Source organism: Paenibacillus xanthanilyticus, from assembly GCF_042682185.1.
In the GTDB taxonomy this organism is placed as follows: Bacteria; Bacillota; Bacilli; order Paenibacillales; family Paenibacillaceae; genus Paenibacillus_Z; species Paenibacillus_Z xanthanilyticus.
Genome location: NZ_JBHUHA010000001.1, coordinates 823,461 through 849,622 on the forward strand (window position 1 = coordinate 823,461; position 26,162 = coordinate 849,622).

At 57.0% G+C, this 26,162-nt stretch carries 27 protein-coding genes; 7 read left to right on the plus strand and 20 right to left on the minus strand.

Going from position 1 to position 26,162, the window contains the following annotated elements:
- Positions 1–5: 5 nt before the first annotated feature.
- Positions 6–1,526: a spore germination protein gene (locus ACFSKT_RS03505; protein ID WP_377720413.1), complete on the minus strand. Its 1,521-nt coding sequence runs from the start codon at positions 1,524–1,526 to the stop codon at positions 6–8.
- A 138-nt stretch (positions 1,527–1,664) separates the two neighbouring features.
- Here ACFSKT_RS03505 and ACFSKT_RS03510 point away from each other — a divergent pair, with 138 nt between their 5' ends.
- Positions 1,665–1,928, plus strand: a complete 264-nt coding sequence (locus tag ACFSKT_RS03510; RefSeq protein WP_377720414.1) for a hypothetical protein — start codon at positions 1,665–1,667, stop codon at positions 1,926–1,928.
- 5 nt (positions 1,929–1,933) lie between these two features.
- Here ACFSKT_RS03510 and ACFSKT_RS03515 read toward each other — a convergent pair whose 3' ends face one another.
- The 3 genes from ACFSKT_RS03515 to ACFSKT_RS03525 form a co-directional block, all read right to left on the minus strand.
- On the minus strand, positions 1,934–2,380 hold the full coding sequence (locus tag ACFSKT_RS03515) for a hypothetical protein (protein WP_377720415.1): 447 nt from the start codon (positions 2,378–2,380) through the stop codon (positions 1,934–1,936).
- A 429-nt stretch (positions 2,381–2,809) separates the two neighbouring features.
- Entirely contained in the window at positions 2,810–3,145 is a 336-nt protein-coding gene (locus ACFSKT_RS03520; protein ID WP_377776302.1) for a GNAT family N-acetyltransferase, read from the minus strand.
- A 74-nt stretch (positions 3,146–3,219) separates the two neighbouring features.
- Entirely contained in the window at positions 3,220–4,374 is a 1,155-nt protein-coding gene (locus ACFSKT_RS03525) for a hypothetical protein (RefSeq protein ID WP_377720417.1), read from the minus strand.
- A 215-nt stretch (positions 4,375–4,589) separates the two neighbouring features.
- On the opposite strand from ACFSKT_RS03525, the gene ACFSKT_RS03530 reads away from it, so the two are divergent.
- On the plus strand, positions 4,590–5,069 hold the full coding sequence (locus ACFSKT_RS03530; RefSeq protein ID WP_377720418.1) for a WGxxGxxG family protein: 480 nt from the start codon (positions 4,590–4,592) through the stop codon (positions 5,067–5,069).
- A gap of 84 nt (positions 5,070–5,153) precedes the next feature.
- On the opposite strand, the gene ACFSKT_RS03535 is transcribed toward ACFSKT_RS03530, so the two are convergent.
- The 3 genes from ACFSKT_RS03535 to ACFSKT_RS03545 all read right to left on the minus strand — a co-directional run bounded on the left by ACFSKT_RS03535 (position 5,154) and on the right by ACFSKT_RS03545 (position 7,834).
- Positions 5,154–6,089 carry a manganese-dependent inorganic pyrophosphatase gene (locus ACFSKT_RS03535; protein ID WP_377720419.1) on the minus strand — a complete coding sequence of 312 codons (936 nt, stop codon included), beginning with the start codon at positions 6,087–6,089 and terminating at the stop codon, positions 5,154–5,156.
- Positions 6,090–6,177: 88 nt separating this feature from the next.
- On the minus strand, positions 6,178–6,369 hold the full coding sequence (locus ACFSKT_RS03540; RefSeq protein WP_377720420.1) for a hypothetical protein: 192 nt from the start codon (positions 6,367–6,369) through the stop codon (positions 6,178–6,180).
- Positions 6,370–6,565: 196 nt separating this feature from the next.
- A complete protein-coding gene (locus tag ACFSKT_RS03545; RefSeq protein WP_377720421.1) occupies positions 6,566–7,834 on the minus strand; it encodes an erythromycin esterase family protein in 1,269 nt (422 codons plus the stop codon).
- 136 nt (positions 7,835–7,970) lie between these two features.
- Here ACFSKT_RS03545 and uraA point away from each other — a divergent pair, with 136 nt between their 5' ends.
- On the plus strand, positions 7,971–9,254 hold the full coding sequence (gene uraA / locus ACFSKT_RS03550; RefSeq protein ID WP_377720422.1) for a uracil permease: 1,284 nt from the start codon (positions 7,971–7,973) through the stop codon (positions 9,252–9,254).
- A gap of 104 nt (positions 9,255–9,358) precedes the next feature.
- Here the strand turns inward: uraA and ACFSKT_RS03555 are convergent, their stop codons facing one another.
- Positions 9,359–9,940: an HAD-IA family hydrolase gene (locus tag ACFSKT_RS03555; protein ID WP_377720423.1), complete on the minus strand. Its 582-nt coding sequence runs from the start codon at positions 9,938–9,940 to the stop codon at positions 9,359–9,361.
- A gap of 202 nt (positions 9,941–10,142) precedes the next feature.
- On the opposite strand from ACFSKT_RS03555, the gene ACFSKT_RS03560 reads away from it, so the two are divergent.
- On the plus strand, positions 10,143–10,916 hold the full coding sequence (locus ACFSKT_RS03560; protein ID WP_377720424.1) for an SDR family oxidoreductase: 774 nt from the start codon (positions 10,143–10,145) through the stop codon (positions 10,914–10,916).
- 98 nt (positions 10,917–11,014) lie between these two features.
- Here the strand turns inward: ACFSKT_RS03560 and ACFSKT_RS03565 are convergent, their stop codons facing one another.
- The 4 genes from ACFSKT_RS03565 to ACFSKT_RS03580 all read right to left on the minus strand — a co-directional run bounded on the left by ACFSKT_RS03565 (position 11,015) and on the right by ACFSKT_RS03580 (position 13,548).
- Positions 11,015–11,263 (minus strand): glutaredoxin family protein, encoded by a 249-nt coding sequence (locus ACFSKT_RS03565; protein WP_377720425.1) that lies wholly within the window; start codon positions 11,261–11,263, stop codon positions 11,015–11,017.
- Between the two features lie 57 nt (positions 11,264–11,320).
- Positions 11,321–12,265: a thioredoxin-disulfide reductase gene (gene trxB, locus ACFSKT_RS03570; RefSeq protein WP_377720426.1), complete on the minus strand. Its 945-nt coding sequence runs from the start codon at positions 12,263–12,265 to the stop codon at positions 11,321–11,323.
- A gap of 168 nt (positions 12,266–12,433) precedes the next feature.
- A complete protein-coding gene (locus ACFSKT_RS03575; protein WP_377720427.1) occupies positions 12,434–13,174 on the minus strand; it encodes a winged helix-turn-helix domain-containing protein in 741 nt (246 codons plus the stop codon).
- Positions 13,144–13,548: a Fur family transcriptional regulator gene (locus tag ACFSKT_RS03580; protein WP_377720428.1), complete on the minus strand. Its 405-nt coding sequence runs from the start codon at positions 13,546–13,548 to the stop codon at positions 13,144–13,146. Before ACFSKT_RS03580 ends, ACFSKT_RS03575 begins: the two co-directional genes overlap by 31 nt.
- A gap of 175 nt (positions 13,549–13,723) precedes the next feature.
- Here ACFSKT_RS03580 and ACFSKT_RS03585 point away from each other — a divergent pair, with 175 nt between their 5' ends.
- Entirely contained in the window at positions 13,724–14,677 is a 954-nt protein-coding gene (locus tag ACFSKT_RS03585; protein WP_377720429.1) for an L-lactate dehydrogenase, read from the plus strand.
- A gap of 83 nt (positions 14,678–14,760) precedes the next feature.
- Here ACFSKT_RS03585 and ACFSKT_RS03590 read toward each other — a convergent pair whose 3' ends face one another.
- From ACFSKT_RS03590 to ACFSKT_RS03600, 3 genes are all read right to left on the minus strand, one after another.
- Complete coding sequence (locus tag ACFSKT_RS03590; RefSeq protein WP_377720430.1) at positions 14,761–15,435, minus strand: NAD(P)H-dependent oxidoreductase; 675 nt, start codon at positions 15,433–15,435, stop codon at positions 14,761–14,763.
- A 167-nt stretch (positions 15,436–15,602) separates the two neighbouring features.
- Positions 15,603–17,162 carry an FAD-dependent oxidoreductase gene (locus tag ACFSKT_RS03595; protein WP_377720431.1) on the minus strand — a complete coding sequence of 520 codons (1,560 nt, stop codon included), beginning with the start codon at positions 17,160–17,162 and terminating at the stop codon, positions 15,603–15,605.
- A 45-nt stretch (positions 17,163–17,207) separates the two neighbouring features.
- Positions 17,208–17,945 carry a GTP cyclohydrolase II gene (locus ACFSKT_RS03600; RefSeq protein ID WP_377720432.1) on the minus strand — a complete coding sequence of 246 codons (738 nt, stop codon included), beginning with the start codon at positions 17,943–17,945 and terminating at the stop codon, positions 17,208–17,210.
- A 143-nt stretch (positions 17,946–18,088) separates the two neighbouring features.
- Between ACFSKT_RS03600 and ACFSKT_RS03605 the strand changes: the two genes are divergently transcribed.
- Positions 18,089–18,424 (plus strand): L,D-transpeptidase, encoded by a 336-nt coding sequence (locus ACFSKT_RS03605; RefSeq protein WP_377720433.1) that lies wholly within the window; start codon positions 18,089–18,091, stop codon positions 18,422–18,424.
- Positions 18,425–18,471: 47 nt separating this feature from the next.
- Here ACFSKT_RS03605 and ACFSKT_RS03610 read toward each other — a convergent pair whose 3' ends face one another.
- Positions 18,472–19,926 carry an aminotransferase-like domain-containing protein gene (locus ACFSKT_RS03610; protein ID WP_377720640.1) on the minus strand — a complete coding sequence of 485 codons (1,455 nt, stop codon included), beginning with the start codon at positions 19,924–19,926 and terminating at the stop codon, positions 18,472–18,474.
- A gap of 134 nt (positions 19,927–20,060) precedes the next feature.
- Here ACFSKT_RS03610 and ACFSKT_RS03615 point away from each other — a divergent pair, with 134 nt between their 5' ends.
- Positions 20,061–20,672, plus strand: coding sequence for a LysE/ArgO family amino acid transporter (locus ACFSKT_RS03615; RefSeq protein ID WP_377720434.1), 612 nt, complete (start codon positions 20,061–20,063; stop codon positions 20,670–20,672).
- A gap of 177 nt (positions 20,673–20,849) precedes the next feature.
- On the opposite strand, the gene ytxJ is transcribed toward ACFSKT_RS03615, so the two are convergent.
- The 4 genes from ytxJ to ACFSKT_RS03635 form a co-directional block, all read right to left on the minus strand.
- On the minus strand, positions 20,850–21,185 hold the full coding sequence (gene ytxJ, locus ACFSKT_RS03620; RefSeq protein ID WP_377720435.1) for a bacillithiol system redox-active protein YtxJ: 336 nt from the start codon (positions 21,183–21,185) through the stop codon (positions 20,850–20,852).
- 108 nt (positions 21,186–21,293) lie between these two features.
- Positions 21,294–21,506 carry a cold-inducible protein YdjO-related protein gene (locus ACFSKT_RS03625; protein WP_377720436.1) on the minus strand — a complete coding sequence of 71 codons (213 nt, stop codon included), beginning with the start codon at positions 21,504–21,506 and terminating at the stop codon, positions 21,294–21,296.
- Positions 21,507–21,712: 206 nt separating this feature from the next.
- Positions 21,713–22,975: a 2-oxoglutarate dehydrogenase complex dihydrolipoyllysine-residue succinyltransferase gene (gene odhB, locus ACFSKT_RS03630; protein WP_377720437.1), complete on the minus strand. Its 1,263-nt coding sequence runs from the start codon at positions 22,973–22,975 to the stop codon at positions 21,713–21,715.
- An 84-nt stretch (positions 22,976–23,059) separates the two neighbouring features.
- Entirely contained in the window at positions 23,060–25,954 is a 2,895-nt protein-coding gene (locus ACFSKT_RS03635; protein WP_377720438.1) for a 2-oxoglutarate dehydrogenase E1 component, read from the minus strand.
- Positions 25,955–26,162 lie beyond the last annotated feature (208 nt).

Sequence of the window (26,162 nt, forward strand, 5' to 3'; positions counted from 1 at the left end):
ATTGTTTAGGACTCGGGCGGCTTCGGCATGCCGCCATCCTGCTGCCGCTTGGCATCAGCCGCGATCGAAGGCCGGCTCTTATTGCTCCACCATGGAAGCCGAAGAACGATATCCTTCTGATCCGACGGCCGGAACGGCGCGGCCGGCGCCAGAAAAGGCTCGCCGAACGAACGGATGGCCAACGCATGAATGACGACGATGGAGAACATCCCGGCGAAGCCGAGGAGACCCAGCATGCCCGAAGCGATGAGAAGCGGAAATCGCAGCAGCCGAATGGATAAGGAAGCGGAATAATTCGGAATGGCGAATGAGGCGATCCCCGTGACCGCGACGATAATGACCATGAACGGCGAAACCAGGCCAGCCTGAACCGCAGCCTGACCGATGATAAGCGAGCCGACGATGCTAACCGCTTGGCCGACCGGCTTGGGCATGCGCAGCCCCGCTTCGCGCATAAGCTCGAATGCCAGCTCCATCATGAGGGCTTCGATCAGGACCGGGAACGGCACGACCTCTCTTCCCGAGGCGATCGTGAACGCCAGCATGGACGGAATCATTTCTTGATGGAACGAGACGAGCATGACATATAAAGAAGGCAGCATCAGGCTGATTAAGAACGCGATATACCGGACGATGCGGAAGAACGAACCGACCCAATACCGGGAATAATAGTCATCAGAGGCTTGGAAGAATTGCCAAAAGAACGTCGGTACGAACAGCACGATCGGGGTATTGTCGACGAAGATTGCGACTTTTCCTTCGAGAAGCGCAGCCGCGATCTTGTCCGGGCGTTCCGATGAACCGACCGTCGAGAAGACCGATAACGGCGCATCCTCGATGAGTTCTTCGATATAGCCGCTTTCCAGCACGCCGTCGATTTTGATTTTCTGGATGCGCGTTTTTACCTCTTCCACTAACCCCGGCTTGACGATTCCCTCCATATAGGCGACGTTCAAATCCGTCTTCGTCTTCGTCCCGACGATGAGCGAATCGAACCGAAGGCTCGGATCCTTGATGCGCCGCCTGACGAGCGCGGTATTCGTGCGAATATTCTCGGTGAAGCCGTCGCGCGGCCCCCGGACGACGTTGTCCGTCGCCGGTTCCGTAATGCTTCGCGATTCCCAGGCTTTGGTGACGACGAGCAGCCCTTCGGCGAACCCGTCGATCAGGAATAACGTTTCTCCGCCGAGAATGCCATCGATGCCTTCGCCTACTTTGCGAATGGTTCGGAGCGAACAGTTGAACATCAGCCGCCGCTTGAGCTCTTCCATTGTATTCGCTTGCAGCAGAAGCTCGGCAGGCTGCTCATGACTGTAGACCAGTATTGCCATCAGGATGTGCTGGAGCTCCGTGTTGCTGATCAGCCCGTCCGTGTAAAAGCAGACGCCCGGATGGTTGGTCTTCTGATGAAAATCGAAGTCCCGCCTAATGAAGTCTACGCTCTTCCCCATGATTTGTTCAATCAACTTGACATTCGCCTGCAGGGAGTCGGTTATGGCGGTATCCAATAAAGGCTGAATGGTCATGACGAGCCCTCTCTTTTTGAACGAAGCGTTTCCATTGGTATTTCCAGTTCGAGGAAGACCTATTCGATGGGCTAACGCTCCGCGAATCGGGGCACGCTAGGGGTAAATACATACGAGGTGCGAGGAGCGCGTTCGTCATTGATGTACCATTGGTGGATCTATGAATATGTGGTGAACACAGCCTGGTTTGTGCAAGGGGTCGCGTGGACGTTATTTCTGTTTAATTTCGCGCTGCCGGTCATCGTGTGGTTTACGATGAGCAGCCGCAATCCGCTGCGGCGGGAGAAGAACGAGACGGGCGCTGGGATGCCGACGGACGCGGACGGAGATGAAGCGAAGTCCGGCGACAACGCCAAAAACCCGCCGGAAGGCGGGTCATCGGCAAGCTCGGAGTTCTCGTGAGCCGATTATGAATTGGTGCGGGGCTGCACCGTGACGACGGAATTGAAATACGTCAAGAACGCGCATAATTGCTTGAATTTCCAGATGTAATCTTCGAAACTGCCTCCGAGCGCTTCCGCTTGCTTGTTGATTTCATAGGCATTCTTATAGGCGACGGCCAGCGCGTCTGCTTCGGTCTTGGGCTTATGTAAGTCCGTACCGCGCAGAATCGAGATGTCGCTTAATATCTCACCCAGATACAACGGGGCAATATTCACGATGTTGCCCGGGTTCGGATTCGGCTCGCAATACGCCAACCCGGTTTGTTCGAACGGCAAAAACAGCAAATGCGCGCCGCGCTGCTCGTCCTTCCATGTATACGCCATGCCCTGATGGAGCGGATGGACGTTCGGATGATTGATGAACTCGCCCTTTTTGAGCCGTTCAAAGAAGGTTTCCAAATACGATTTCATGCTACCGGCTCCTTCGGTTTATTCCTCACTGCATCATTTCGACACCATTCGCCAGTTTCCTTTATTCAAGTCGCGACTTCGAAATAACGTCCTATCTACTATTTCGGCAGATACGCACGTTTTTCTAAGACTTACAGCGGCAGGAATGGAACATTTTTTTGGCATGCGATCGATAGATGGGAAACGGTACCGGGTTCGGAGCCAGGTGGCGTTCGTTATCGGGCGTAGGCCTTTCGATGAAAATTGTTGATATAGCGGAACAGCTTCTGTCCGTCGTCGAACGGAAGATCGGCGCTAGGCGCAAGCTTCGCCACCATCGCCCGATAAGGCTCCGGTACCCAAATGTACTGATGAACGTAGTCCGTTATCGCGAAGCCGCAGCGTTCCCAGAAGCGGATGCGCGCTTCGTTAACCGGGCCTGGATCGGATTCAACTTCGATAATGACGGCTTGCAGCCCCTGCGCTTTCCCCCCACTCCAGCAGCATGCGCACGAATGCGCTTCCGTCGCCTCGGCCGCGCCGCGCTTCGTCAACCGTCAGATAATCGATTACGAGCACCTTGCGGTCGCTGGATATCGAGGAGAAAGCCATACCCCATGCTTCGTCTTGATCATGAGCCACGTGAAAAAGAGCCAGCTTGCGCTCGAACATGCGGCGAATCACTTGTTCCGTCTTCCCGCCATGATTGCCGAATGCGTGCATATACATCGGTTTTGTCCGCTGCCACCAGACAGCGTCAAGTTCGCTCATTGTCGTCAGTTCCATTGCACAACCCTCGTTCTATGTAAGATGGCCATGATCCGTGAGCGGATCATGGCCGGCCTAATTCGCGATGCGCGTTACTTCGCGTGGCGGAGAATATACTTGATGTCTTCAGCGATCGATTTCGCCTTCATCTTCGCATTCGCACCGCTCAGCTGCTGATTCACGCGGCGGATCGCATCGATCGATTTGGCATCCGTAACATGAAGCACAAGTCCTTCGCCATTCCGGCCGGATTGGCCCGTCATGTTGCCCATCGTGCCGTTGCCACCGCGGCCGTTGTTGCCTCCGCGGCTAGCGACGATCGTCAGGTTGCCGAGCTTCAACTCGTTTTGGTTCGTCGTTGCGTTCATGCGCGTACCGGTTGTTCCGTGGTTGCCGGTCGTGCTGTACGTCCCGTATGAACCGCCTGTGCCATTGCCAGTGACGTTTGTCCCGTAGCCATTCGTCGTACCGTTGCCGCCAGTCATACCATTCGTCGTCGTACCCGTGTCGTTCAGGCCGACCAGATCACGGCCGGCGCGGCCAAGGTCACGGCCAGCTTCGCGCGTCGTGTCCATTAGGCCTGTGCCGAAATCGCGCGCGGCTTCGCCCACGTTGCGTCCTGCACCTGTTATGCCGTTACGACCGTTGTCGTTCGTACCGAACATGCCGCCGTTACGACCGTTATCGTTCGTACCGAACAAACCGCCGTTACGACCGTTGTCGTTCGTACCGAACAAGCCGTTACCATCGTCGTTGTCGTTCGTACCGAACAAGCCGCGTGCCGCATCGCCCAGGTTGTCGCCTACATCGCGCGTCGTGTTCGCGATCCCGCGTCCAACGTCGCGCGCCGTGTCGCCAAGGTCTCGGCCCGTGCCGCGCATATTTGTATCGTTGCCGTTCGTACGATAGCCTGCGCCAGCGCCTGTGTCAGTACCAAAGCCAGTGATACCTCTGCCTGTACCGGTTCCCGTGGTCCCTGTGTTGTTGGCGCCATAGGTTCCCGTGTTGTTGGTACCATAGGTTCCGGTGTTGTTGCCCGTACCACGCAAGCTGTCGTTATCCCGTGTGCTTCTTGTCATAATTCGTCTGTCGTTGTACCCATCCGTGTTGTGCGTGGACAATCGGTTCACGCGTCCCGTGTTTTTCGTCGTCACGTCATTGCCGTTATTGTCATTATTGCCGCAACCCGTGAACAGAACGGCGGACAAGCTCAAGCCACAGACCAACAAGCACGCTTTTCGATTCAAGATGAGATCCCTCCAGCTTCTAATTTTGACCCGGCTTCAGCGGGCCTTGATTAGATTGCGCCGATTAGCTGCGGATTACATGTTGAATCATTTGTGCACACAGGTAAATCTTTCGGCTGTAATCGGCGCTAGACGATTGCGGCGGCAGACGTTCCGCCGAAGCGAATAGCCAATGACCGGTGAAGCACACTATAGCCGAAAGGAGATGAATGAAGATGAGGACACGGCTGCGAATGGCAAGCTTCGCCTTGGTTATCCCGCTATTGCTGCAATTCACGGCTTGGGCCGGATCTCCCGCCTATGCGACAGTAATCAACGCGACAAACGCGACTAATGGCGCCTCTTACCGGCTGCCATCTGATTCATCGAACGGAGTCGGCTTCGGCAGCACGGAGCAGCTGGGCTTCTCTGGCAGCACGCCGGGTTATATTGTCGAACAAGGTACGCGATCCGGCATTCGACCGTTCAGCACGCCTGCTGGCAATGGGAACCGACCGCTTGCACCCGAGCAGCGCGGATTATCCGGCAGCACGCCTGGTTACATCATGAATCAGCGGGCATTGCAGCCGGATGGCATTCGACCGCTTGGCACGACCACGTTAGGCGGCGATCAGGCCAACGATTTCGATTGGGGTTGGCTCGGTCTTCTCGGTCTGCTCGGATTGGCCGGCGCACGGAGAAGAACGTCCGACTAGCTGTCCTGACAGCGTGAGGCTGCATTCCGACAAAGAAGCAGCCTGGATCGGAATCCAGGCTGCTTCTTGCCGCTTAAGCGATGATTAGGCCAGCTTGTTGAATGCTTCCGTCAGCACCGGCACGATTTGCGATTTGCGGGATACGACGCCTTTGAGCACCGCTTGGTTGTTTACCAGCGACACGTTGTAGGCTTGTTCGACCGCATTGGCTTTCGCGCCGAGCGCCAAACCTACGGAATCGTTGTTCAGAATGTCCGTCACGACGAACAGGAACAGGTCCAGGCCTTTCTCGTTGATGATGGCCGTCAGCGCATCTTCGAGTTCCGCTTGGCGGGAGAGCACGTCGTTCACGTCAACCGCGTTTACTTGTGCGATTTCGACCTTCGCGCCGCCCATGCTGAATTCCTTGGCATCGAGGGAGATCAGCTGCGCGATCGTTTTGTCGCTCAGATCCGCGCCGGCTTTCAGCATGTCCAGGCCGTATGTTTCGGCGTTCACGCCTGCGATTTGGGCCAGTTCGCGCGCTGCCGCCACGTCTTGCTCCGTGCAAGTCGGCGATTTGAAGAGCAGGGAGTCGGAGATGATAGCCGACAGCATCAGGCCTGCGATCGCTTGCGGGATTTGCTTGCCGTTCTCTTTGTACATTTTATTCAAGATCGTCGCCGTGCAGCCGACCGGCTCTGCGCGGAAGTACAGCGGGCCCGCCGTCTCGAAGTTCGCGATGCGGTGGTGGTCGATGACTTCCAGCACTTGCACCTGCTCGATATCGGAAGCGCTTTGTTGGCGCTCGTTGTGATCGACGAGGATAACGCCTTTCGCTTCGCCGGCGACCGTCTCGACAAGACGAGGCGCCTCGACTTTGAACGTGTCCAGCGCGAATTGCGTTTCGCCGCTTACCGCGCCGAGGCGTACCGGCTCCACGTTGAAGCCGAGCTGCGTTTTGAGATCGGCGTATGCGATCGCGGAGCAAATTGTATCGGTATCTGGATTCTTATGTCCGAAGATGAGTACTTTTTCCATGAATTCTGATCTCCTAACACGTTATATTTGGCGATAAAAGTATACCTTAGATTGGTAATCAGTTCAAGGTGAGAATCGATATCAATGACTATTCGTTCGGATCGCTCTCCATGCTGAAAATAATCGCATCGCGTCTGATTCTGCCGCTTTGCATGACGCGGTCAAGTTCTTCTTTGTCCATGACCTCGAATTCCGACGCATCCATTTGCACGACATAGAAGGAACGGTTTTGCTCGCGGAAGTAGATTTTGGCTTTATCGATGGCATACTGTCGTGTCATATGTACGGGCTCCTCTCCGTAAACGCGGATTGTGAAATCAAGCAGCGCTAGCGCCTGAAACTACTATGTATAACGAGACCGAGCATACTTTGGCACGTCCCCTTCATTTTACCAGAATCGCAGAACCTGGATAACAAAGAAATGTTAAATTTCCGCGATTCTGGTCCACATCAAACGGCTGACACCCTCTTCTTCTTTACGAGAAAACAGGCTCCAAGACAACCGGCTCGAGCGCCTTCGTCTGATCGACGAACACGAACGCGTCATAGCGCTCGCTCATAATCGATGGCACGTAATTGCCGAACCTTTCGTACTGCGGCTGATAGACGACGCCGATCGCGCGATGGCCGATGCGCTCGCCGTATTCGGACTCCCTGCCGCGAAACGACAGCCAACCGCTCGCAACTCCCGCTTCATGCATCGCTTCCTCCCAGCTGCCTTCCACCGCTTTCGGCACGCGCATCTTCGCGGGCTGCGCGCCCCAGCTGCGTCCCGCGATGACCGTCCCCTCATAGGTGCCGAATCCGATCGCGAACACATTCTCCGCGCCGAAGCGTTCTCTCGCCAGCTGTCCGACGTTCACCATGCCCTCGTCCGCCATATCCGTCGCACGCGCATCTCCGATGTGGGTGTTATGCGCCCATACGATGATTTTGGAATCGTCCGCGTAGGCGTCCATCAACTGGGCCATGACCTCGGTCATATGCATGTCGCGAATATTCCAAGAATCAGGCCCGCCTCGGACCATGGCACGGTAATACCGCTCGGCATCCGCGGCAACAAGCGTGTTCATGACCGCGCTAAGCGCCTCTTCATCGCGAAGATCCGTCCCCATGCGTCGCATCCGCAGCTCGCGCAGCAGCGTAACGACTTCTTGCTCGCACGACTCCCCTAACGCGTACGCGGCCGCGGCTCCGTAAGATTGCTCGTCCCGGCCATAGGGCTCGAAGCATTCGAACGCCCGAATCGCATGTTCCAGTTCCGGCGACTTCGTTTCGCGCAAATATCGGATCGTCTCCTCCATCGATTCCCACAGACTATAGACGTCGAAGCCATAAAATCCGGCTAAATCATTCCCTTGGCGATTGCGGTTGAACGACTTCAGCCACTGCGCGAAGGACTCGATATCCTCATTCGCCCACATCCACTCCGGCCATCTGCCGAAACTCGCGAGCGCCCCGCGCGCCGACTCGGCCGCCACGGTATAATTCTTAATCCAGCGGTTAATCTCATAACATGACGGCCAATCGCCTTCAACCGCGATGATCCGGAATCCTTTCCGCTCCAGCAGACGCTTCGTAATCTCCGCGCGCATCGAATAGAATTCGCTCGTGCCATGAGACGCTTCGCCCAGCAAGACGACGCGCGCATCGCCGATCGCGTCCACGATGGCGTCGTAATCGCCAGCTTGCGTCAATGGCTTCGCATCGCGTCGGATGGATTGCACCAATATCGGATCTGCCATGATTCGTCCCCCTTTCAGATTGAACGAAGACAGTATTCCCAAGCCGGTCACAAAAAAAATGGATGCCAAGCCATCGTCGTTCTGGTAAGATGTTCAAAGCAAATTCGACAAAACTCGCTATAGGAGGAACATACCCGTGGAACGAGTCATTCAGGTGGACGAACGTCCGCCGCTAATCCAGACGATCCCGCTCAGCCTGCAGCATCTATTCGCGATGTTCGGCTCGACGGTTCTCGTCCCCGTGCTGTTCGGCGTCGACGCCAGCACGATTCTGCTGATGAACGGAATCGGCACACTGCTCTACATCCTCATCTGCAAAGGCAAGATTCCGGCTTACCTCGGCTCAAGCTTCGCGTTCCTGTCGCCCGTGCTGGCCGTTCTCGGCGGGAATACCGAAGAGAATTACCCGTACGCGCTGGGCGCCTTTATCGTCGTCGGGATCGTGTTCACCCTCTTCGGGCTACTCGTCCAAGCCGTCGGCACGAAGTGGATCGACGTGATCTTCCCTCCGGCGGCCATGGGCGCCATCGTCGCGATTATCGGACTCGAGCTTGTGCCGACCGCAGCCGGCATGGCGGGCTGGATACAGTCTCCTAGCTCCCCCGCCGATCCGAATTGGAGCCCGGATCCGGATGCGGTCATCGTATCCGCCGCCACGCTCGCCATCATCATTCTCGGCAATGTCTTGTTCAGAGGCTTCATGAAAATCATCCCGATTCTGATCGGATTCGTGGCCGGCTATCTGCTCGCCTGGGCGATGGGCATGGTCGACTTCGCCTCCGTCTCCGAAGCGAGCGTGTTCGCGGCGCCGACCTTCACGATGCCGAAGTTCAAGCTGGCGACGATTCTGACGATTCTGCCTGCCGCGCTAGTCGTCATCGCCGAACATATCGGACACCTCATCGTGACCGAGAATATTACCGGTCGCCCGCTGACCAAGGAGCCCGGCCTTCACCGCTCGCTGCTCGGCAACGGCATTTCGACGATCCTGTCCGGCTTCGTCGGTTCCACGCCGAATACGACCTACGGCGAGAATATCGGCGTCATGACGCTAACGCGCGTCTACTCGGTATTCGTCATCGGCGGAGCGGCGATTCTCGCGATCGTGCTTTCCTTCTTGGGCAAGCTGTCCGCGGTCATCTCAGTCGTGCCTCAGCCGGTGCTTGGCGGCGTTTCGCTCATGCTGTTCGGCGTCATCGCGGTTGCCGGCATCCGGATGCTGATCGAGACCAAGGTGGACTACGGCAAACCGCAAAACATCATTTTGACGACGGTCGTGCTGGTGATCGGGCTTAGCGGCACGAAGCTGACGATGGGCGGCATCGAGCTGAAAGGCATGGTGTTGGCGACGATTGCGGCCATCGTGCTGAGTCTCTTGTTCAAGCTGATCGAAGTGCTTAACATCGGCAACGAGAAATAAAAGGTTCCGCCTCGCGCGACACCAGAAAAGGCAGCGTGAAACCCGGGTTTTCCCGACGTTTCACGCTGCCTTTTTGTCGTTAGGCGCCACTCCCGCGCATGAAGCTAGAACCCGAGCATCGGGCCGACTTGCTCCACCCATCGACCGTCCGCGTCCGCCTTCAGCGTCATCCAGCCCAGTTCGCTTGCCGCATGCAGATTATGCGTCTGGTCGTCGACGAATAACGCCGGCGCGCCGATCGGAAGCCTTAAAGCCGCATGGCGAAAGATTTCCGGCTGCGGCTTGGCGCTGCCGATCTCGCTTGAAATCGTAACGCTCGTGAACAAGGCCAGCTCCGGCGCCAATACGGGAAACAGCCATTCCGTCCGATGGTTGCTAAGCAGATGGAGATCCGCATTCACGCGCCATAGCGCCAGGCGGTCCAAGGCGGGAAGCCTTATCAGATTCGCCGTAAGGAGCCGGCGGGCCGCCGACACGTCTACGCCGGGGTAGCCGCCGGCAAGCCAATCCCAGAACTCGGCCTCCGTCACCTCGCCCCGCCATAAGGAAGCACTCATGGCTGCTTTGTAATGCGGAACAATCGCCTCATAGGCGATGGAGAACTGCTCGCATAACTGCTCCCAGAACAACGGCGACAGATTGCTGACGAGGACGCCTCCCGCATCCAGTAAGAGCTGGGGTTTCAATCGTATTCCACCGCCTTTACAGTGAACGCTCGTCCTTATTATAGATAGGGCGTTCAACGCTTGACAAGCGAAGCTCGTCGAACCGACTTGCCTTATGGCCACAATTTCCCAGCCGTGCTAAAATGCGAGGTGGACGACATCATCTTAGACATCTCGCAACGTGAAACTAGTTCCATTTAAGAGACGAAACGAGGGATCACCCATGAACCGATTACCACGCAAAATCGCCATCGTCACCGGCGCAAGCCGCCCGAATGGCATCGGAGCCGCCGTCTGCCGCGAGCTTGCCTCTCGGGGGGCCGATATCTTCTTCACGCATTACGCGAGCTACGACCACGAGCTCGGCTTCTCCGATGCGGACTCCGGGTATCCGGATCTGCTGGCCGAGGAGCTCCGCGCGCTAGGCGTGCGCGCATCGCACGCGAGCTTAGATCTGTCCGATCCGGCAGCGCCCGAAAGGCTGCTGGACCAAATCAGCGAAGAGCTGGGTCAGCCCGAAGTGCTGGTCAATAATGCGACGCACAGCATCGACATTGACTACCTAGCGCTCGGCGCGGACAACCTGGACCCGCATTATTACGTAAATCTTCGGGGAACCGCCCTGTTATCGACCGCCTTTGCCAAACGGCTGGACAACCATAGAGGAGGCCGCATCATCAACCTGACGTCCGGACAGGACCGGGGGCCGATGCCGGGCAACCTGGCATACGCCGCGACCAAAGGCGCCGTATCCGCCTTCACCGTCTCGCTTGCGGCCGAACTGGCCAGCAAACGCATTACGGTCAATGCCGTCGATCCCGGTCCGACCGCGACCGGCTGGATGACGCCCGAGCTCGAAGCGCATCTGCTGACGCGCTTCCCGATGGGACGCATCGGTCAGCCAGAAGATGCGGCCAAGCTCATCGCGTTCCTCGCCAGTGACGATGCCGCATGGATCACCGGACAAATCATTCATTCCGACGGCGGCTTCCGGTAGCGTGCACGTCAAACAGCCATTCTTCAGATGCGCAGCGCGCAACCTGAGAATGGCTGTTTTTAGACATATTGCGCCTTTCGGCTATACTTCCTGTCGGATTACGCTTGCAGCTCGGCTACCGCTTTGTTCAGCTGCGTTTGGTTGAAACCGAGGATCTTGTAAGCGCCGATTACGGTGACTGGCACGGAACGCATGCCCGTGTTCCACAGCTCTTCCGCGTAAGCTTCGTTCAAATCGATGTTGCGCTCCTCGAACGATACGCCCTTGTCGGTCAGGTATTGCTTGACGTTCTTGCAGTAGTTGCAGTGCGTGCTGGAATAGACAATGGCTTGCGCTTGCTCGGACATTCGAAATCGCTCCTCTATGTTCAAGGTATGGATATTAAAGAATAGATGAACTATGACTTATGCGTGTACGTGCGCTTCGACCTCTTCCAAGTAACGCTCGCAGTCGAGCGCTGCCATGCAGCCCGATCCCGCGGCGCTGATCGCCTGGCGGTAACGGCTGTCCTGCACGTCCCCGCATGCGAATACGCCCGGTATGTTCGTCAGCGACGTGCCCGGCTGTACAAGGATGTAGCCGGTCTCGTCGGTCGTGATTTGACCGCCGAGGAACTTCGTGTTCGGCGTATGGCCGATCGCGATGAAGATGCCGCTCGCCTCGATGATTTCCTCTTGGCCGGTCTCGTTGTTCAGCACTTTCAGCCCTTTGACGCCGCTATCGTCCGCGACGACCTCGAGCGGCGTACGATTCAGGCTCCAGCTGATTTTCTCGTTGGCGCGAGCGCGGTCCTGCATGATCTTCGACGCGCGAAGCTCGGTGCGGCGGTTCACCAGCACGACTTCGGAAGCGAAGCGCGTCAGGAAGTTGGCCTCTTCCATCGCGGAGTCGCCGCCGCCGACGACGATGATTTTCTTGCCGCGGAAGAAGAATCCGTCGCAAGTCGCGCACGTGCTGACGCCGCGGCCTACATTATCGCGCTCGCCCGGAATGCCGAGGTATTTCGCCGATGCGCCGGTCGATACAATGATCGACTCCGCCTGCAGCTCGCCGATGCCTTCCACGTTCAGCGTGAACGGACGCTTCGACAAGTCAACGCTGTTCACCCAGCCCGAGCGGAATTCCGCGCCGAAACGCTCCGCTTGCTGACGCATATTCGCCATCAGTTCAGGACCCATGATGCCGTCCGGGAAGCCCGGGAAATTCTCGACTTCCGTCGTTGTCGTCAATTGGCCGCCTGGTTCAGGACCTTCGATTACGAGCGGGCTCAGGTTGGCGCGCGCCAGGTAGATTGCAGATGTAAGGCCGCCGGGGCCGGTTCCGATAATGATTGTTTTGTAGACTGTCATGATATTTCCTCCGTTCCATGATACAACAATTTTAAATTTAAACTTAGTTTAGCTCTCGTGCTTACTTTCAAAGAATACCATAGCCGATCCAGCCCATGCATGAAGTCTTTATGAAGACAAAATGAAACCTTCATGAAGATCTCATGAAGGTTTCGTGAAGATTCGGCTTTAGTCCGCAATCCGGTAGCCAACGCCGCGAACCGTCACGATATAGTGCGGTTTCTTCGGGTCGTCGCCGAGTTTGTGACGCAAGCTCTTGATATGCACGTCTACGGAGTTGCTTCCGCCGAAATAGCTGTCGCCCCAGATCCGCTCCATAATATCCTGGCGCGTCAATACGCTCCCGCCGCTGGTCAGCAGCGCCTTGAGCATATCGAATTCCGTCTTCGTCAAATTAATGGGCTGCCCCGCCCGCTGTACCGTCATTCGCTTCAGATCGACCGCGATGTCTTTCAGCAGCAGCTGTTCGCCATGCTCGGGAACGGATGCATTGGCAGGCTGGCCTTGTTCGGCCAACCGCTCGATGACGGCAAGCGCGCCTTCCAGCGGCTGCGGCCAGACGAGCACGTCGCCGCCGATCGCGTTCTCTTCTCCTTGAACGAGCGCAAGCTGCGCGCCGCCGCCGGCATAATGCATCTTCTCCCCGAAGCCTCCGCGCGTGCGGTCGACGACGAGCAGGTCGGCCTGCAGCATCGCCAACGCCGGATCGTCTTCATGATGGAAGACGAGCACGTCGTAGCAGCGCGTCGTGAGGGCCGCTACCAGCGCACGCAAGGAAGCCGGGAGTGGACTTACGATTATAATCCGGCGGGTGGTGTTGCAGTAGTCGCCTTCGTCGAACGCATCGGGCAGCCCCGTCCATGACGCCTGCATCTCCGTTACTGCACGGTCGTCCTCTGTTCTCTGCATGAACCGCACACCCCTTTGAATAGAAATTGCTCTTCCTGTATGTCGTACCCCGTCGCGGTGGCGATCGTGCTCAACCACGATTGAGGCGTCTCGATAAACACTTCGTCCAGCTTGCCGCAGCTTACGCACAGCACGTGCTGGTGATTCTCCATTCTCGCGTCGTAGCGGCTGGCGTCGCCTTCCAGCTTCAGCTCGCGAATCAATCCTTCTTCCGTTAAATAACGAAGCGAATTGTACACCGTCGCATAAGCGAAATTGGCGCCTCTCACCTTAAGACGATCCATGATGTCGGATGCCGTCGGATGGTCGGAGGAGTCCATAACGATATGATAAATCGTTCGCCTTGGCGTAGTCAGCTGACCTTTCCGGCTCATTCGGCGTTAACCTCCACGTTTAAACTTATTTTAAAGTTTATTCCCTCTTCCTTCCGGTGTCAATGGATTCTCCCCACTTGTGCGTAACAAAACTTCACATCACGATGACAAAACCATCACGTTGCTACATATAATGGTACAAAAACCAAGTCAGTCTGAGCGGAGGCGTACATCGATGACTAGCAAAACTCGTAAAGTAGCGATCGTCGGCGTGGGATTTGTCGGGGCGAGCTGCGCGTATTCGCTCGTGAATCAATCGATTTGCGAAGAGATCATCTTGATCGGCCGAACGCCCGAGCGGGCAAAGGCGCATGCGCTGGATTTGTCGCATTGCATGGATTTCACGCACGCCAGAACCAAGGTGCGCGCTGGTGCCGTCGACGACTGCGGCGATGCCGACGTCGTCGTACTGTGCGCCGGCGCGAATCCGATCCCTGGCGGGACTCGGCTCGATCTGCTGGACAGCTCGCACAAAATCTATCAGTCCTTGATACCTTCGATTATGCAATCCGGGTTCGACGGCATCTTCGTCGCCGCCGCCAACCCGGTCGATATCGTCACCTACATGGTATGGAAGCTATCCGGTCTGCCGCGCGGCCGCGTCATCGGCACCGGCACTTCGATCGATTCCTCCCGGCTGAAGACGCTGCTCTCCGAATATGTGCCCGTCGACCCCAGAAGCGTAAGCGGTTATGTGCTCGGCGAGCACGGCGAGTCGCAATTCCCCGCTTGGTCGCACGTGACGATCGGCGGCAAACCGATTCTCGATATCTTGTCCCAGCATCCGCAGCGGTTCGCTCATCTGAAGCTGGACGAGATCGCGGAGAAAACGCGCAATGCCGGCTGGGAGATCCTCCAAGGGAAAGGCTCGACCCACTATGGGATTGCGAACGCGATCGCCGCGATCGTGCGTTCCGTCTTGAACGACGAGTACAAAGTCATGGCGGTCTCGGCGATTCTTGACGGCGAGTACGAGCAGAGCGACGTATGCCTCGGCGTTCCGGCCATCTTGACCCGTCAAGGCATCAAGGAGCTGGTCGAGCTGAATTTGTCGGCGAAAGAACGCCAGCTGCTCGCTTACTCGAGCGCCGTGATTCGGACGGCGGCCGCACCGCTCGGCTTGACGTGAACGGCGTTCGCGGTGGAATCGCGGCACATAAAAACGGCCCGGTCGCATACAGCGCCGGGCCGTTCTTGCCGTTCCATCTTGCCCTAGTCCAACCACTGGACGACTTCGTTTGCCGGCCGTCTCGTCTTCGGACGCTTCGGCTCCGCCTCGCGATAGCCGAACGCGACCATCACGGCGATATCGAGCTTGCCGTCTTCCAACAGCCCTTCTTGCTCCAAAATCGCGTGAACGCGGTCGAAATTAAAGCCCTCGATCGGACACGAATCGATGCCAAGCAGCGCCGCGGACGACATCATATTGGCCAATGCGATGTAACATTGCTTGCAAGACCAGTCGAAAAGGGCGCGATCGCTCTCCAGCAGATGGAAGTCGTTCTCCTGAAACGCCTTGTAAATCTCGGGAACCTTGGCCAAAACAGCCTCCGGCATCTCCTTGATCGTTCGGCAAATATAATCGACATAGGCGGAATCGTAACGAACATCCCTCCTAGCCAGTATCGCGACGACATGGCTGGCCGTCGGCAGCTGCTTCTGCGCGCCCCACGACACTTCGCGCAGCTTCTCCCGCAGCGCCTCGTTCTGAATGACGACGAACTTCCACGGTTCGTATCCGACGGAACTCGGCGACAGCCGTCCGGCCTCCAGTATGACTTCAAAGTCCTCCGGCAGTATGCGCCGCTCGGGATCGAACGCTTTCGTCGCATGCCGGAAATAGAAGGATGTCATCAACTGCTCGCGTATTGCGGATGGCTCTTTCATCTTTCTAACGCCTCCTTATCATTGAACGACCTGTCGTTATCCATCGTAAAAGAATTCAGGTCATGGAGCAAGCCGGTGGACGACGCGCGGCCTCCCGGGTATCGCCAGTAACGCAAAACGCCGCAAAAAAACGCGCTCCCTCCCTAATCGGAAGCGCGTGTCTCGTATTAGGACTTCATAATGCGTTGAAGCGGTTTTTTCGCGGGACCTTCCAATACTTCTCCATCATACGAGAATCTGGAGCCGTGGCACGGACAATCCCAGCTTCGTTCCCCTTCGTTCCATTCCGTTTCGCAGCCCATGTGCGTGCAGGTGGTATCCACTAAGAATAGCTTCCCGTTATCATCACGGTATGCGCCAGCCCGTTTGCCGGCAATCGTGACGACGCCGCCTTCACCATTGCCGATATCATCCGCCGATTGGCGAACCAATTCGATTTTGCCTGCGACCAAATGCTTGAATACGTCCGCATTCTGCACGATCGCATTCTTGATATCCGGTACGGCGTGGAACCGCTGCGGACTGAAGAGGTCCGCATAAGCGTTGTCCCGATCCAAGACGGCATCGGCCAGAATGGCCGACGCGTTAACCGAATTCGTCATGCCCCATTTGGCAAAACCCGTCGCGAGCAAGATCCGCGGGCGGTCTTCGGTTACCTTGCCGACGTACGGAATATCGTCGAGCGTCACCAAATCCTGCGCCGACCAGCGGTACGGAATGTCCTCGACTTGAAAATGATCGAGCGCGTACGTTCGCAGCGATTCGTAATAATCGATCGTGCATACGCCCTGACCGGTCTTGTGACCTTCCCCGCCGATAAGCAGCAGCTTGCCGCCGTCCGCGCTCTCGGCCGAGCGGATCGAGCGCTTCGGCTCGTCGGCGCTCAGGTACATGCCGCCCGGATATGGCTCGTCCGTCCGCACACCAAGTACATAAGAGCGTTCGGCATGCAAGCGCGCGAAATAGAGACCATGCTTATCGTAGAACGGAAAGTGCGAACAAATCAGCACATGCTCGGCCATGACGCGCAGTCCGCGCTCCGTGATCAAGGTTGGGCGCGGTCCGTCCTCTTCGATCGTCTGCACGGTGGTCTGTTCGAATATCAAGCCGCCCGCCTCCAGAATCGCCGGCACGAGCGCCGAGACGAATTGCAGCGGATGAAACTGGGCTTGTCCCTTCATCACGACCGCGCCGTGATGCGGCACGTTCAGCGGCATGCTGTCCGTGTAACCGCCCGGAATGCCGAGCTTCGCGTAGGCTTCGGCTTCCTTCTCCAGCTGCTTGCGCGAATCGACGGACTGGGCGTAGATATAAGTGTCTTGTTCGGAATAGCCGCATTCGATGTTATGCTCGTCGATTAACGCTTTCACGTAAGCGATCGCTTCGGTGTTGGCTTCATAGTATTGCTTGGCACTCGTTTCGCCGTGGTTGCGAATGAGTTTGTCGTAGATCAAGTCATGCTGCGCGGTCAGCTTCGCCGTCGTATGCGCCGTCGTGCCGCCAAGCAGCATATCCGCTTCGAGCAGCGCGACTTTGACGCCCGCCTTGGACAATCGGTACGCGCTCAGTATGCCGGTAATGCCGCCTCCCACGATCGCGACGTCCACCGTCAGATTGTTGCCGAGCACCGGCTGCGCCGGCGTCGTTGAAGTCTCCTTCCAATACGAATGCGGCAAATTCGGCAGCTCTCTCGGTTCCTTCGCACCCAACGTTTCCGTTTTTTCCATCGGTTATCGCCTCCAGATGTATCGCTCTCTACGCTATTACCCCGATTAATCGTTGCAGCAACTTTCTTCCAGATGGCCGGAACGTTTGATTTTCGTCTGCAAATACTTCTCGTTGTATTCCGAGACGTCGCCCCAGAGCGGCACCCGGTCGTCCACCGCCATCCCGGCCTCGCGCAGCGCTTCGATCTTGCGGGGATTGTTCGTAATGAGCTTGACCGGCTTGCTGCGCAAATGCTGCAGCACCAGGATCGCATCGTCGTAACTGCGGGCATCGTCGACGAAACCCAGGTTCAAATTCGCTTCGACCGTATCAAAGCCGTTCTCTTGAAGGACGTACGCCATCGCTTTGCTGAACAAGCCAATGCCGCGCCCCTCATGATTAGCCAAATAAAATAACGCACCGGCTCCATGTTTGGCGATCATGCCGAGCGCCTGATGAAGCTGATATCCGCAATCGCACCGCTTGCTGCCGAAGATGTCGCCCGTATGACAGATGCTGTGCATGCGAATCAACGCCTCCTCCGCCTGAGCGAAATCGCCGTATACCAGCACGCTGGATTGCTGCATCTCCGCCAAATTCGCCGAAGAGAGCTTCTTGATGATCGTTTCCGCACCGCCGGACGTTTCCTCGCATACAAGCCAGCAATACCATTTGAATTGAAGCGTCTCGCCCTCGAGATTGATCGGTAGATTAATCGGACCGACCAAGTAAATCGCGTTGGTCGCATTGGGAAGCAGCTTGATTTTATCCGCTAAAAGGTGTTGCACCTGTGTCGTCGTCATCGCAGTCCGCGCAGCCTCCTACGTATCCATTTCCCGTTTATTATGCCAGTCTTCCCCTGAATTATGAGCAACCTCGCCCCTTGGCGTTTGTACCTGGCCGATATGCCCTCCCGCGCATATGCTGTCCCAGGAGGAGATGGATCATGGCGAACCGCATCATCGTCGATTTATCGGATCGGATGCTTTATCTGCTGAAGGACGACATCGTCATCCGCGGCTTCCCCGTCGGGATCGGGCGCATGCTGACGGAGACGCCGACAGGGGAATTCACTATCGTGAACAAGCAGGAAGATCCGGGCGGCCCATTCGGCGTGCTCTGGATGGGATTGTCCAAGCCGCATTACGGCATCCATGGCACGAACGACCCCGATTCGATCGGCCACATGGTATCGAAAGGATGCGTGCGCATGTATAACGACGACGTGCTTGCGCTCTCGAAGTTGGCGCCGGTCGGGACGAGAGTCACGATACGGAAATAATCCGTCAATCACAAGGCGATGGAGACTTAAAGGCAAAATACGGACCTTCACGCCTTGACTTGGGATCGAATCAAGCTGGCTAGCCCCGCGATGCCGTCCGCAAGCTCCGCATGCGATGCATAAGCATAGGACAGCCGGAGGAAGGAACCCATCGTACGGTCGTAGATGCCGCCGGGATTGAGCAAAATGCCGTGCCGCAGCGCATCCTGGAAGAGGCGCGTCGCCGAAATACCGGTATTCAAACGCAGCCACACATAGAAGCCTCCGGTGGGCATGCGCCATTCCGCCAAGCCGGTCAAATGCCGATCCAGCAGCGCATGCATATGTGCTCGCCGCGCTCGCAGCGCGGCTCTCAGTTCCGTCATGTGATCGTCATATTGGCTGCTCGTTAGCCATTCCGCCGCGATCGATTGCGAGAACGAGCTTGAGCCGTAATCGGTCTGCATCTTGATGTCCGCCAACCGATCGATGACCGTCTTCGGTCCCGTAATCCAGCCGATTCGAAGACCGGGGCTGACGGACTTGGAGAAGCTGCCGACGTAGAGGACATTCCCCGCTGCATCTCGCGCCTTGAGCGGCGGCGGCGGCGGCTCGTCCAGCCACAAATCGCGATAGACGTCGTCTTCGATGATCGGGAGCCTTTCCCGCTCGCTTAGCGCGATCAGCTCCCTGCGTCTAGCCTCCGACATGACGATGCCCGTCGGGTTGTGAAAGGATGGAATCGTGTACATAAGCGAATCGCGGGAAGACTGCCTGCGCCGGGCCAAGTCCTTTACGATAACCCCCTGCTCGTCCATCGGAAGCCCGTTCAACTGGACGCCGGCCGTCTGGAACAAGTGAAGCGAGTTCAAATACGACGGCGCTTCCACGATGACCGACGAACCGGCCTCCAGCAGGCCGATCGAAATGAGCTGAAGCGCCTGCAGCGCGCCCGAGACGATCAGAATGGACGAAGGCGAGGCCTCGATGCCGAGTCCCCTCATTCGATCGGACAATGCCTCACGCAGCCTCATGCTGCCCTTCGCTTCCTCGTAGCCGAGCGTCATGGCGCGCGTCGATAATTTGGCGAGAACCGCCTGCATACGCCGAACCGGGAGCAAGTCAGGGGATAACTCTCCGGTCCCCAGTCGAATGATGCCCGGGTGGAATTCCGCTTGGTTGATGGTCTGCACGATCTGCGAATTCGGCTGCTGCGATCCGGCATGAATATAGTTGTTCCAGTTCAACATCGGTTTGGCTGCCAAAGCGTCCCATGACGTGCTGACAACCCGCGTCCCGCCGCCGGCGTTGCCTTCCAGCAGCCCTTGCGCGACCAGCTCGTCCAAGGCGCTGACGATCGTGCTGCGATTGACGTTGAACATGTCCGCCAGCTGGCGCTGAGCAGGTATCCTCGTTCCCGGCCCCCACTCCCCGCTCGTCATTTTTTGTTTGAAATAATGCTCGATCTGCCGATGCAGCGGCTCCGGCGAAGCACGGTCCGGCTGCCAATCCGAACGGATCATCATAACCACGCCTCCATCATCATTCCATTTTGTCCATTATACGATTTGGTTGGTTCGGACACCATCCATTTGGTTGGAGACAGGAAGATGCGAATCCCTTACAATGAGCATCATCACTATAAGGGGGCCACATCTTGCTAACCGTCATCTTCCATGCGCTCGTCCTTTCGTTCAGCCTTATCCTGCCGCTTGGGGTTCAGAACGTGTTCATCTTTAATCAAGGCGCCGTCAGCCCGCGGTACCGGCGCGTGCTGCCGGTCGTCGCGACCGCCGCCCTCTGCGATATACTGCTGATCGGTCTCGCCGTCACGGGCGTGTCGCTGGTCATTCTCGTCCATGATGGGGTCCGCATCAGTCTGCTGATCGCCGGTGCCGTCTTCTTAACCGCGATGGGGGTTTCCATGTGGAGAAGCCGGCCCCGGACAGCCGATCAAACTCGCCAACAGCTGCCGGTGCGCCGGCAAATCGTATTTGCCTTATCCGTCTCGCTGCTTAATCCTCATGCCATCCTGGATACGGTCGGCGTCATCGGCACCAACTCGCTGCAATATGCAGGCACGGACAAAATCGCATTCACGTCGGTTTGCATGCTCGTATCTGCCATATGGTTCGCTTCGCTCGCGTTTGCCGGGCGCCAGATCGGCAAGCTTGATGACAGCGGCGTCTTCCTCGGGGTTCTCAATAAGCTATCGGCGCTTATGATGTGGGGAATCGCGGCCTATATGATTTACGGGTTGGTCCTCTAATGCTGCGCGCGAAAGGCTGACGTTACATATACAAAAACCCTCCTGATTGTGTTCAGGAGGGTTTTGTTCAATAACCAAAACGATTCATTTCACGCCTGTAACTCGACTTGTACATCCGGCACGAACCGCCTTGAGCCGCAAAGTCGGCCCAGCCGGTTCACCCTGGCCGAAATGCAATTAATCCAGTACCGCCGCGATATGCTTCTTCGTCACCGACCAGTGCGAGCTGTTCCACACGTTCTTCTTATCCTTGAACAGAATAATTTGCGGCGACGCGTGCGTTACCTTGAGATCTTCGGCGATTTGATTCGAGACCGGCCGCGATTCGATGACTTTGACCAGGTAGTAATCCGTATTCGCGTTGGGCGTGCTCTTCAAATAATCCTCATACTCCTCAAGCGCGCTAGAGCTAACGGGACAGCGCGTGCTGTGCTTCAATATCAGCTGTTGTTTGGCTTCCGACTGGGCCAGCATGTCGTTCCATTCTTCAAGCGTCGTGATCTCTTTCCACATATGACGCACCTCCTACTTACTATATGTAATACACTTAAGATTTCTTCCTTAATCACACTATACCTGAATCAAATGGCGGTGCCAAGACTCTTTTTCCTGCATCGCGCGCTAGAATAAGTCCTTTTTAACCGGTTTTTTCTTTTTGATTTTGTTCTGAAGCGCAGGCAAGTGGCGAATGCTCCGGTGCATGGGTCCTTTGCAGATCGGACATACCGGCTCGGCCGCCGCTAATTCTTCGCGTACCCACGCTTTGCATTCGGCGTCTTTGCACTTGTAAATCTTCGTTGGAACTAACTTCGGTTTTTCTTGTTCTTCTGTCACGTGAACCCACCTCGCATTGGCTTTTCAACTGTTCTATTGTAACCGCGGTCCCCTGCAAAAGATACCCCCTTAACAAAAGTGTCACCTGTCAACAAGCGTAGATTTCGCCAGGTTAAGGCTGGTCTGATTCGCAATGCCAGCGAAAAAGCCTTCGACCTGCAGCATAGCTGCAAACCGAAGGCTGAATGTGTGTGCAATACGATCGATTACCCTTCCAGGAGCAGGGATTCCGGATCCTCGAGCAATTCTTTGACCGTGACGAGGAAACGAACCGCTTCCGCGCCGTCGACGATGCGGTGGTCATACGAAAGCGCGATGTACATCATCGGACGATTCTCCATGCGTTCCGCGTCGATCGCGACCGGACGGAGCTGGATTTTGTGCATGCCGAGAATACCGACTTGCGGCGCATTCAGAATCGGCGTCGACAGCAAGGAACCGAATACGCCGCCGTTCGTGATCGTGAACGTACCGCCTTGCAGATCAGACAGATCCAATTTGTTGTTGCGGGCTTTGCCTGCCAGGTCAAGGATTTCTTTCTCGATGCCGGCGAAGCTCAGACGGTCCGCGTCGCGAACGACCGGAACGACAAGACCTTCTTTGGCCGAGACCGCAATGCCGATGTCGTAGAATTTCTTCACGAGAATATCGGAGCCTTGGATTTCCGCGTTGAGCAGCGGATAAGCCTTCAGCGCGCCGACAACGGCTTTCGTGAAGAAGGACATGAAGCCCAGGTTGACGTCGTGCTTGTCTTTGAACGCGTCTTTGCGGCGCTTGCGAACGTCGAGAATCGCCGTCATGTCGACTTCGTTGAACGTCGTCAGCATGGCTGCCGTGCGCTGCGCTTCGACCAGACGATTCGCGATCGTCTGACGACGGCGGGACATTGGACGACGCTCGACCGGTTTGCCCGGGATGGCAGCAGGCGCGACCGCTGCCGATACAGCTGCCGGTGCAGGCACCACTTCTACTTTGCGGTCCGTGTGTCCGCTGACGTCGCTCTTGGCGATGCGGCCGATCGGATCCGCTGCCGCCACTTGGCCCAGATCAATGCCGCGCTCGCGAGCGAGCTTGCGTGCAGCCGGCGTCGCCGCGACCGATGCGGCATCATAGGATTGCGCCGCAGGCGTTGCCGCAGGGGCAGCCGCAGCTACCGCCACCGGAGCCGCTGCAGGCTCTGCCGCCGCTGGGGCTGGAGCAGCTTGCGCGGCCGGTGCCGGAGCGCTTCCCGCTGCGGCTTCGCCGATGCGTCCGATTACGGAGCCGACCGCTACCGTCTCGCCCTCTTGATTGATGATCTCTGCCAATACTCCGCTTTCTTCCGCGCTGATCTCCAAATTAACCTTGTCGGTCTCGAGTTCAACCAGCACGTCGCCTTGATTAACCTTGTCGCCTACTTTCGCGATCCACTTGGCGATTGTACCTTCTGTAATCGATTCGCCCATCTCAGGCACTTTAATCTCGCTCATCCCGAAATCCTCCTTCAATTCATGCGAACAAACCGTAAATGCTGCTCCTGCCTGAGCGATGCTCCGCACGAGGCGGTCAATATGTTAGCGCGCACTCTGCGGCTCGCGCGATTTGCCTTTGCTGGTCAGCGAACTGCGGTCGAATGCGCCGGCAATGATTCGCTGTTGTTCTTGCTGGTGCACTTCTGTGAAGCCGGTTGCCGGACTCGAACGCTTCTGACGGCCGACGTAACGAACCGGGACATTCTTCGGCGCGCGCGCGATCAGGCGAGGTTCCACGAAGTTCCATGCGCCCATGTTTTGCGGCTCTTCTTGTACCCATACGATTTCCTTTAAGTTCGGGAAACGCGCGATAAGACGCTCGATCTCGACTTTCGGGAACGGGTACAGCTGCTCGATGCGCGCGATGTGCAGCCAGCTCAGATCTTCCTTGTACGCGTCGATCGCCGTGTCCAAATCGATGGCGACTTTGCCGCTGGCGAAAATCAGTCTTTCGACCGCTTCCGGCTTGCTGCCAAGACCCGGCTGCTCCAAGATCGGCTGGAACGAACCTTCGCTGAAGGCGGATGGATCGGACGCTACCTTCGGATTGCGAAGCAAGCTCTTCGGCGACATCATGATAAGCGGCTTCGCTTCTACCGTCTCGGACAGCATCGCTTGACGGCGCAGCAAGTGGAAATACTGCGAAGCGCTTGTCAAGTTCGCAACCGTCCAGTTTTCGTTGGCAGCTTGCTGCAAGAACCGTTCCAGACGGGCGCTGGAATGCTCCGGCCCCTGTCCTTCGTAACCATGCGGAAGCAGCATGACCAAGCTCGAGAATTCCGACCATTTGTCACGACCGGACGAAATGAATTGGTCGATGACGACCTGCGCGGCATTCACGAAGTCGCCGAACTGCGCTTCCCAGATCGTAAGCGTCTCTGGCGAATATACGTTGTAGCCGTATTCGAAGCCGAGAACGGATTCCTCGGACAACGGGCTGTTGTAAATCGCGAACGACGCTTTCGCTTGAGGCATCGCATGCAGCGGGCAGAACTTCTGACCGGTAACCGTATCGTGCATGACCAGGTTGCGATGCGCGAACGTGCCCCGCTCGGAATCTTGTCCGGAGATCCGGATTGGCTTGCCGTCGGCGAGAATCGTGGCGAAGGCGAGCGCTTCGGCATGTCCCCAGTCGACCTTGCCGCCTTCGTCCAGCATGGAGGCGCGGCGCTTAAGGATCCGGTCCAGCTTGCCGTAGACGTTGAACCCTTCCGGCCACTTCAGCAGTTCGTCGTTGATCGCCTTCAGGTTCGCGAGCGGCACGGCTGTAGCCGTGTTCGCCGAACGGCGGCGCGGCGGCGCGTCGGACACAGTGGCCGGCAGCGATTTGGCGCCTGCTTCTTGCGGACGCTTCGCTTCTTCCAGTGCTTCCTGAAGCTTCGCGACGATCTCTTCCTTCATCTTCGCGACTTGCTCTTCCGTCACCAGACCGCGCTGCTTCAGTGCTTCCGCATATTGCGTGCCGGCCGTCGGATGCTTGCGCTGCTTCTGGTACACGAGCGGCGACGTCACGTCCGGATCGTCCGTCTCGTTGTGTCCATTGCGGCGGTAACCGATCAAATCGATCAAGAAGTCCTTCTTGAATTTGTGACGGTATTCGCACGCCATGCGCACGACCGCCAGACAAGCTTCAGGGTCATCCGCGTTGACGTGAACGATCGGAATGTTGAAGCCTTTGGCCAAGTCGCTCGCATAGTAAGTCGAACGGGAATCGCTGCTATGCGTCGTGAATCCGATCCGGTTGTTGACGATAATGTGGAACGTGCCGCCATTCTCGTACCCGATCAGCTTCTTGAAGTTCAATGACTCCGCTACGATGCCTTCCCCTGCGAAAGCGGCGTCACCGTGCATGATCACGCAAGCAGCCGCGCCGAAGTCGGTGCTCGGATACCCTGCCGCGGTGCGATCGTCCTGAGCCGCGCGCGCGAAGCCTTGCACGACCGGATTTACGTATTCCAAGTGGCTTGGGTTATTCGCCAGCGTAATGCGCGTCTCGACCGTCTCGCCGGCTTTCACCGAACGATGTGCGCCAAGATGGTATTTCACGTCGTCCGTCCAGCCGAAGTTGATGCCGGCCGAGCCTTCGGACGGTTCTTTGTGCGGCGCGTGCAAGAACTCGGTAAAGATTTTGCTATATGGTTTGCCCAGAACATGCGCCAGCACGTTCAGACGTCCGCGATGCGCCATGCCCATCATAATATTCTTTGCGCCGTCATGCGCCACTTCGCGCACGATCTCGTCGAGCATCGGCACAAGCGCGTCGTTGCCTTCGAGCGAGAACCACTTCTTGCCGGCGAATGAACGGTGAAGGAAAGACTCGAAGTTCTCCACTTCCATCAGACGCTTCAGCAAATCCGTGCGTTCCTTGGACGAGAGCGGCTTGGCCGCCATGCCCGTCTCGGCCTGGCGAGTGAGCCAATTGCGCTCGTCTTCCGCATGGATATGGCCGAACTCGAATCCGAAGGATTGGGTGTATACGCGCTTCAATTCTTGAATCGCTTCCCAACCGTTCTTGATCGACTCCGGCGCATCTTCCCATATCAGCGCGGCTGGAAAAGCCGCCAGGTCCTCTTTGGTCAAATTAAATGTTTCGGGCTCCAGCAGCCTCGTATCCGGCGGCGAATCCGTACCCAGCGGATAGATGTTCGCGGCCAAATGGCCATGCGTGCGAATATTCGAGACGAGTTTGCCCGCGTCAACCAGCTTCTTATAATACGCCGGGTCTGGAGCGCTCGCGGCCGCAGGCGCGATGCCTGCCGCTCCGGGCTGCGCTTCCGTTACCGGAGGAGGTCCCCACTGACGGAACATGTCCTGGTAAGCGGCGTCTACCGAAGACGGGTCTTGCGTATATTTTTCGTACTGCTCTTGAATGTAGCCCATGTTCGGACCGTAGTACAATTGCCAGGGCGACTGGCGATTCGATGAATTGACCGTCATGCCTGTTAACCTCCGCATTGTGTAACGTACACAACATTAGTTCTTCCTAGGAATTAGCCTGCTATTACTTTGCTCAACCATTGACTTGGTAAACCGTCTTTCTCCGACTTGCCCTTTTGCTTCCATGTTTCTTTACAATAATGCTCATCATCATCGTAATGAAAAGCAAGCGTTTTTACAAATAGTAACCTTAGATGCAATTCATCTC

What these genes read in the sequence shown, in the direction of transcription:
- ACFSKT_RS03505 (WP_377720413.1), bottom strand. Translation starts at nt 1,526, where the DNA reads ATGACCATTCAGCCTTTATTGGATACCGCCATAACCGACTCCCTGCAG.
- ACFSKT_RS03515 (WP_377720415.1), bottom strand. Translation starts at nt 2,380, where the DNA reads ATGAAATCGTATTTGGAAACCTTCTTTGAACGGCTCAAAAAGGGCGAG.
- ACFSKT_RS03520 (WP_377776302.1), bottom strand. Translation starts at nt 3,145, where the DNA reads ATGGAACTGACGACAATGAGCGAACTTGACGCTGTCTGGTGGCAGCGG.
- ACFSKT_RS03530 (WP_377720418.1), top strand. Translation starts at nt 4,590, where the DNA reads ATGAGGACACGGCTGCGAATGGCAAGCTTCGCCTTGGTTATCCCGCTA.
- ACFSKT_RS03535 (WP_377720419.1), bottom strand. Translation starts at nt 6,089, where the DNA reads ATGGAAAAAGTACTCATCTTCGGACATAAGAATCCAGATACCGATACA.
- ACFSKT_RS03540 (WP_377720420.1), bottom strand. Translation starts at nt 6,369, where the DNA reads ATGACACGACAGTATGCCATCGATAAAGCCAAAATCTACTTCCGCGAG.
- ACFSKT_RS03545 (WP_377720421.1), bottom strand. Translation starts at nt 7,834, where the DNA reads ATGGCAGATCCGATATTGGTGCAATCCATCCGACGCGATGCGAAGCCA.
- ACFSKT_RS03560 (WP_377720424.1), top strand. Translation starts at nt 10,143, where the DNA reads ATGAACCGATTACCACGCAAAATCGCCATCGTCACCGGCGCAAGCCGC.
- ACFSKT_RS03565 (WP_377720425.1), bottom strand. Translation starts at nt 11,263, where the DNA reads ATGTCCGAGCAAGCGCAAGCCATTGTCTATTCCAGCACGCACTGCAAC.
- trxB (WP_377720426.1), bottom strand. Translation starts at nt 12,265, where the DNA reads ATGACAGTCTACAAAACAATCATTATCGGAACCGGCCCCGGCGGCCTT.
- ACFSKT_RS03575 (WP_377720427.1), bottom strand. Translation starts at nt 13,174, where the DNA reads ATGCAGAGAACAGAGGACGACCGTGCAGTAACGGAGATGCAGGCGTCA.
- ACFSKT_RS03580 (WP_377720428.1), bottom strand. Translation starts at nt 13,548, where the DNA reads ATGAGCCGGAAAGGTCAGCTGACTACGCCAAGGCGAACGATTTATCAT.
- ACFSKT_RS03585 (WP_377720429.1), top strand. Translation starts at nt 13,724, where the DNA reads ATGACTAGCAAAACTCGTAAAGTAGCGATCGTCGGCGTGGGATTTGTC.
- ACFSKT_RS03590 (WP_377720430.1), bottom strand. Translation starts at nt 15,435, where the DNA reads ATGAAAGAGCCATCCGCAATACGCGAGCAGTTGATGACATCCTTCTAT.
- ACFSKT_RS03595 (WP_377720431.1), bottom strand. Translation starts at nt 17,162, where the DNA reads ATGGAAAAAACGGAAACGTTGGGTGCGAAGGAACCGAGAGAGCTGCCG.
- ACFSKT_RS03600 (WP_377720432.1), bottom strand. Translation starts at nt 17,945, where the DNA reads ATGACGACGACACAGGTGCAACACCTTTTAGCGGATAAAATCAAGCTG.
- ACFSKT_RS03605 (WP_377720433.1), top strand. Translation starts at nt 18,089, where the DNA reads ATGGCGAACCGCATCATCGTCGATTTATCGGATCGGATGCTTTATCTG.
- ACFSKT_RS03610 (WP_377720640.1), bottom strand. Translation starts at nt 19,926, where the DNA reads ATGATCCGTTCGGATTGGCAGCCGGACCGTGCTTCGCCGGAGCCGCTG.
- ytxJ (WP_377720435.1), bottom strand. Translation starts at nt 21,185, where the DNA reads ATGTGGAAAGAGATCACGACGCTTGAAGAATGGAACGACATGCTGGCC.
- odhB (WP_377720437.1), bottom strand. Translation starts at nt 22,975, where the DNA reads ATGAGCGAGATTAAAGTGCCTGAGATGGGCGAATCGATTACAGAAGGT.
- ACFSKT_RS03635 (WP_377720438.1), bottom strand. Translation starts at nt 25,954, where the DNA reads ATGACGGTCAATTCATCGAATCGCCAGTCGCCCTGGCAATTGTACTAC.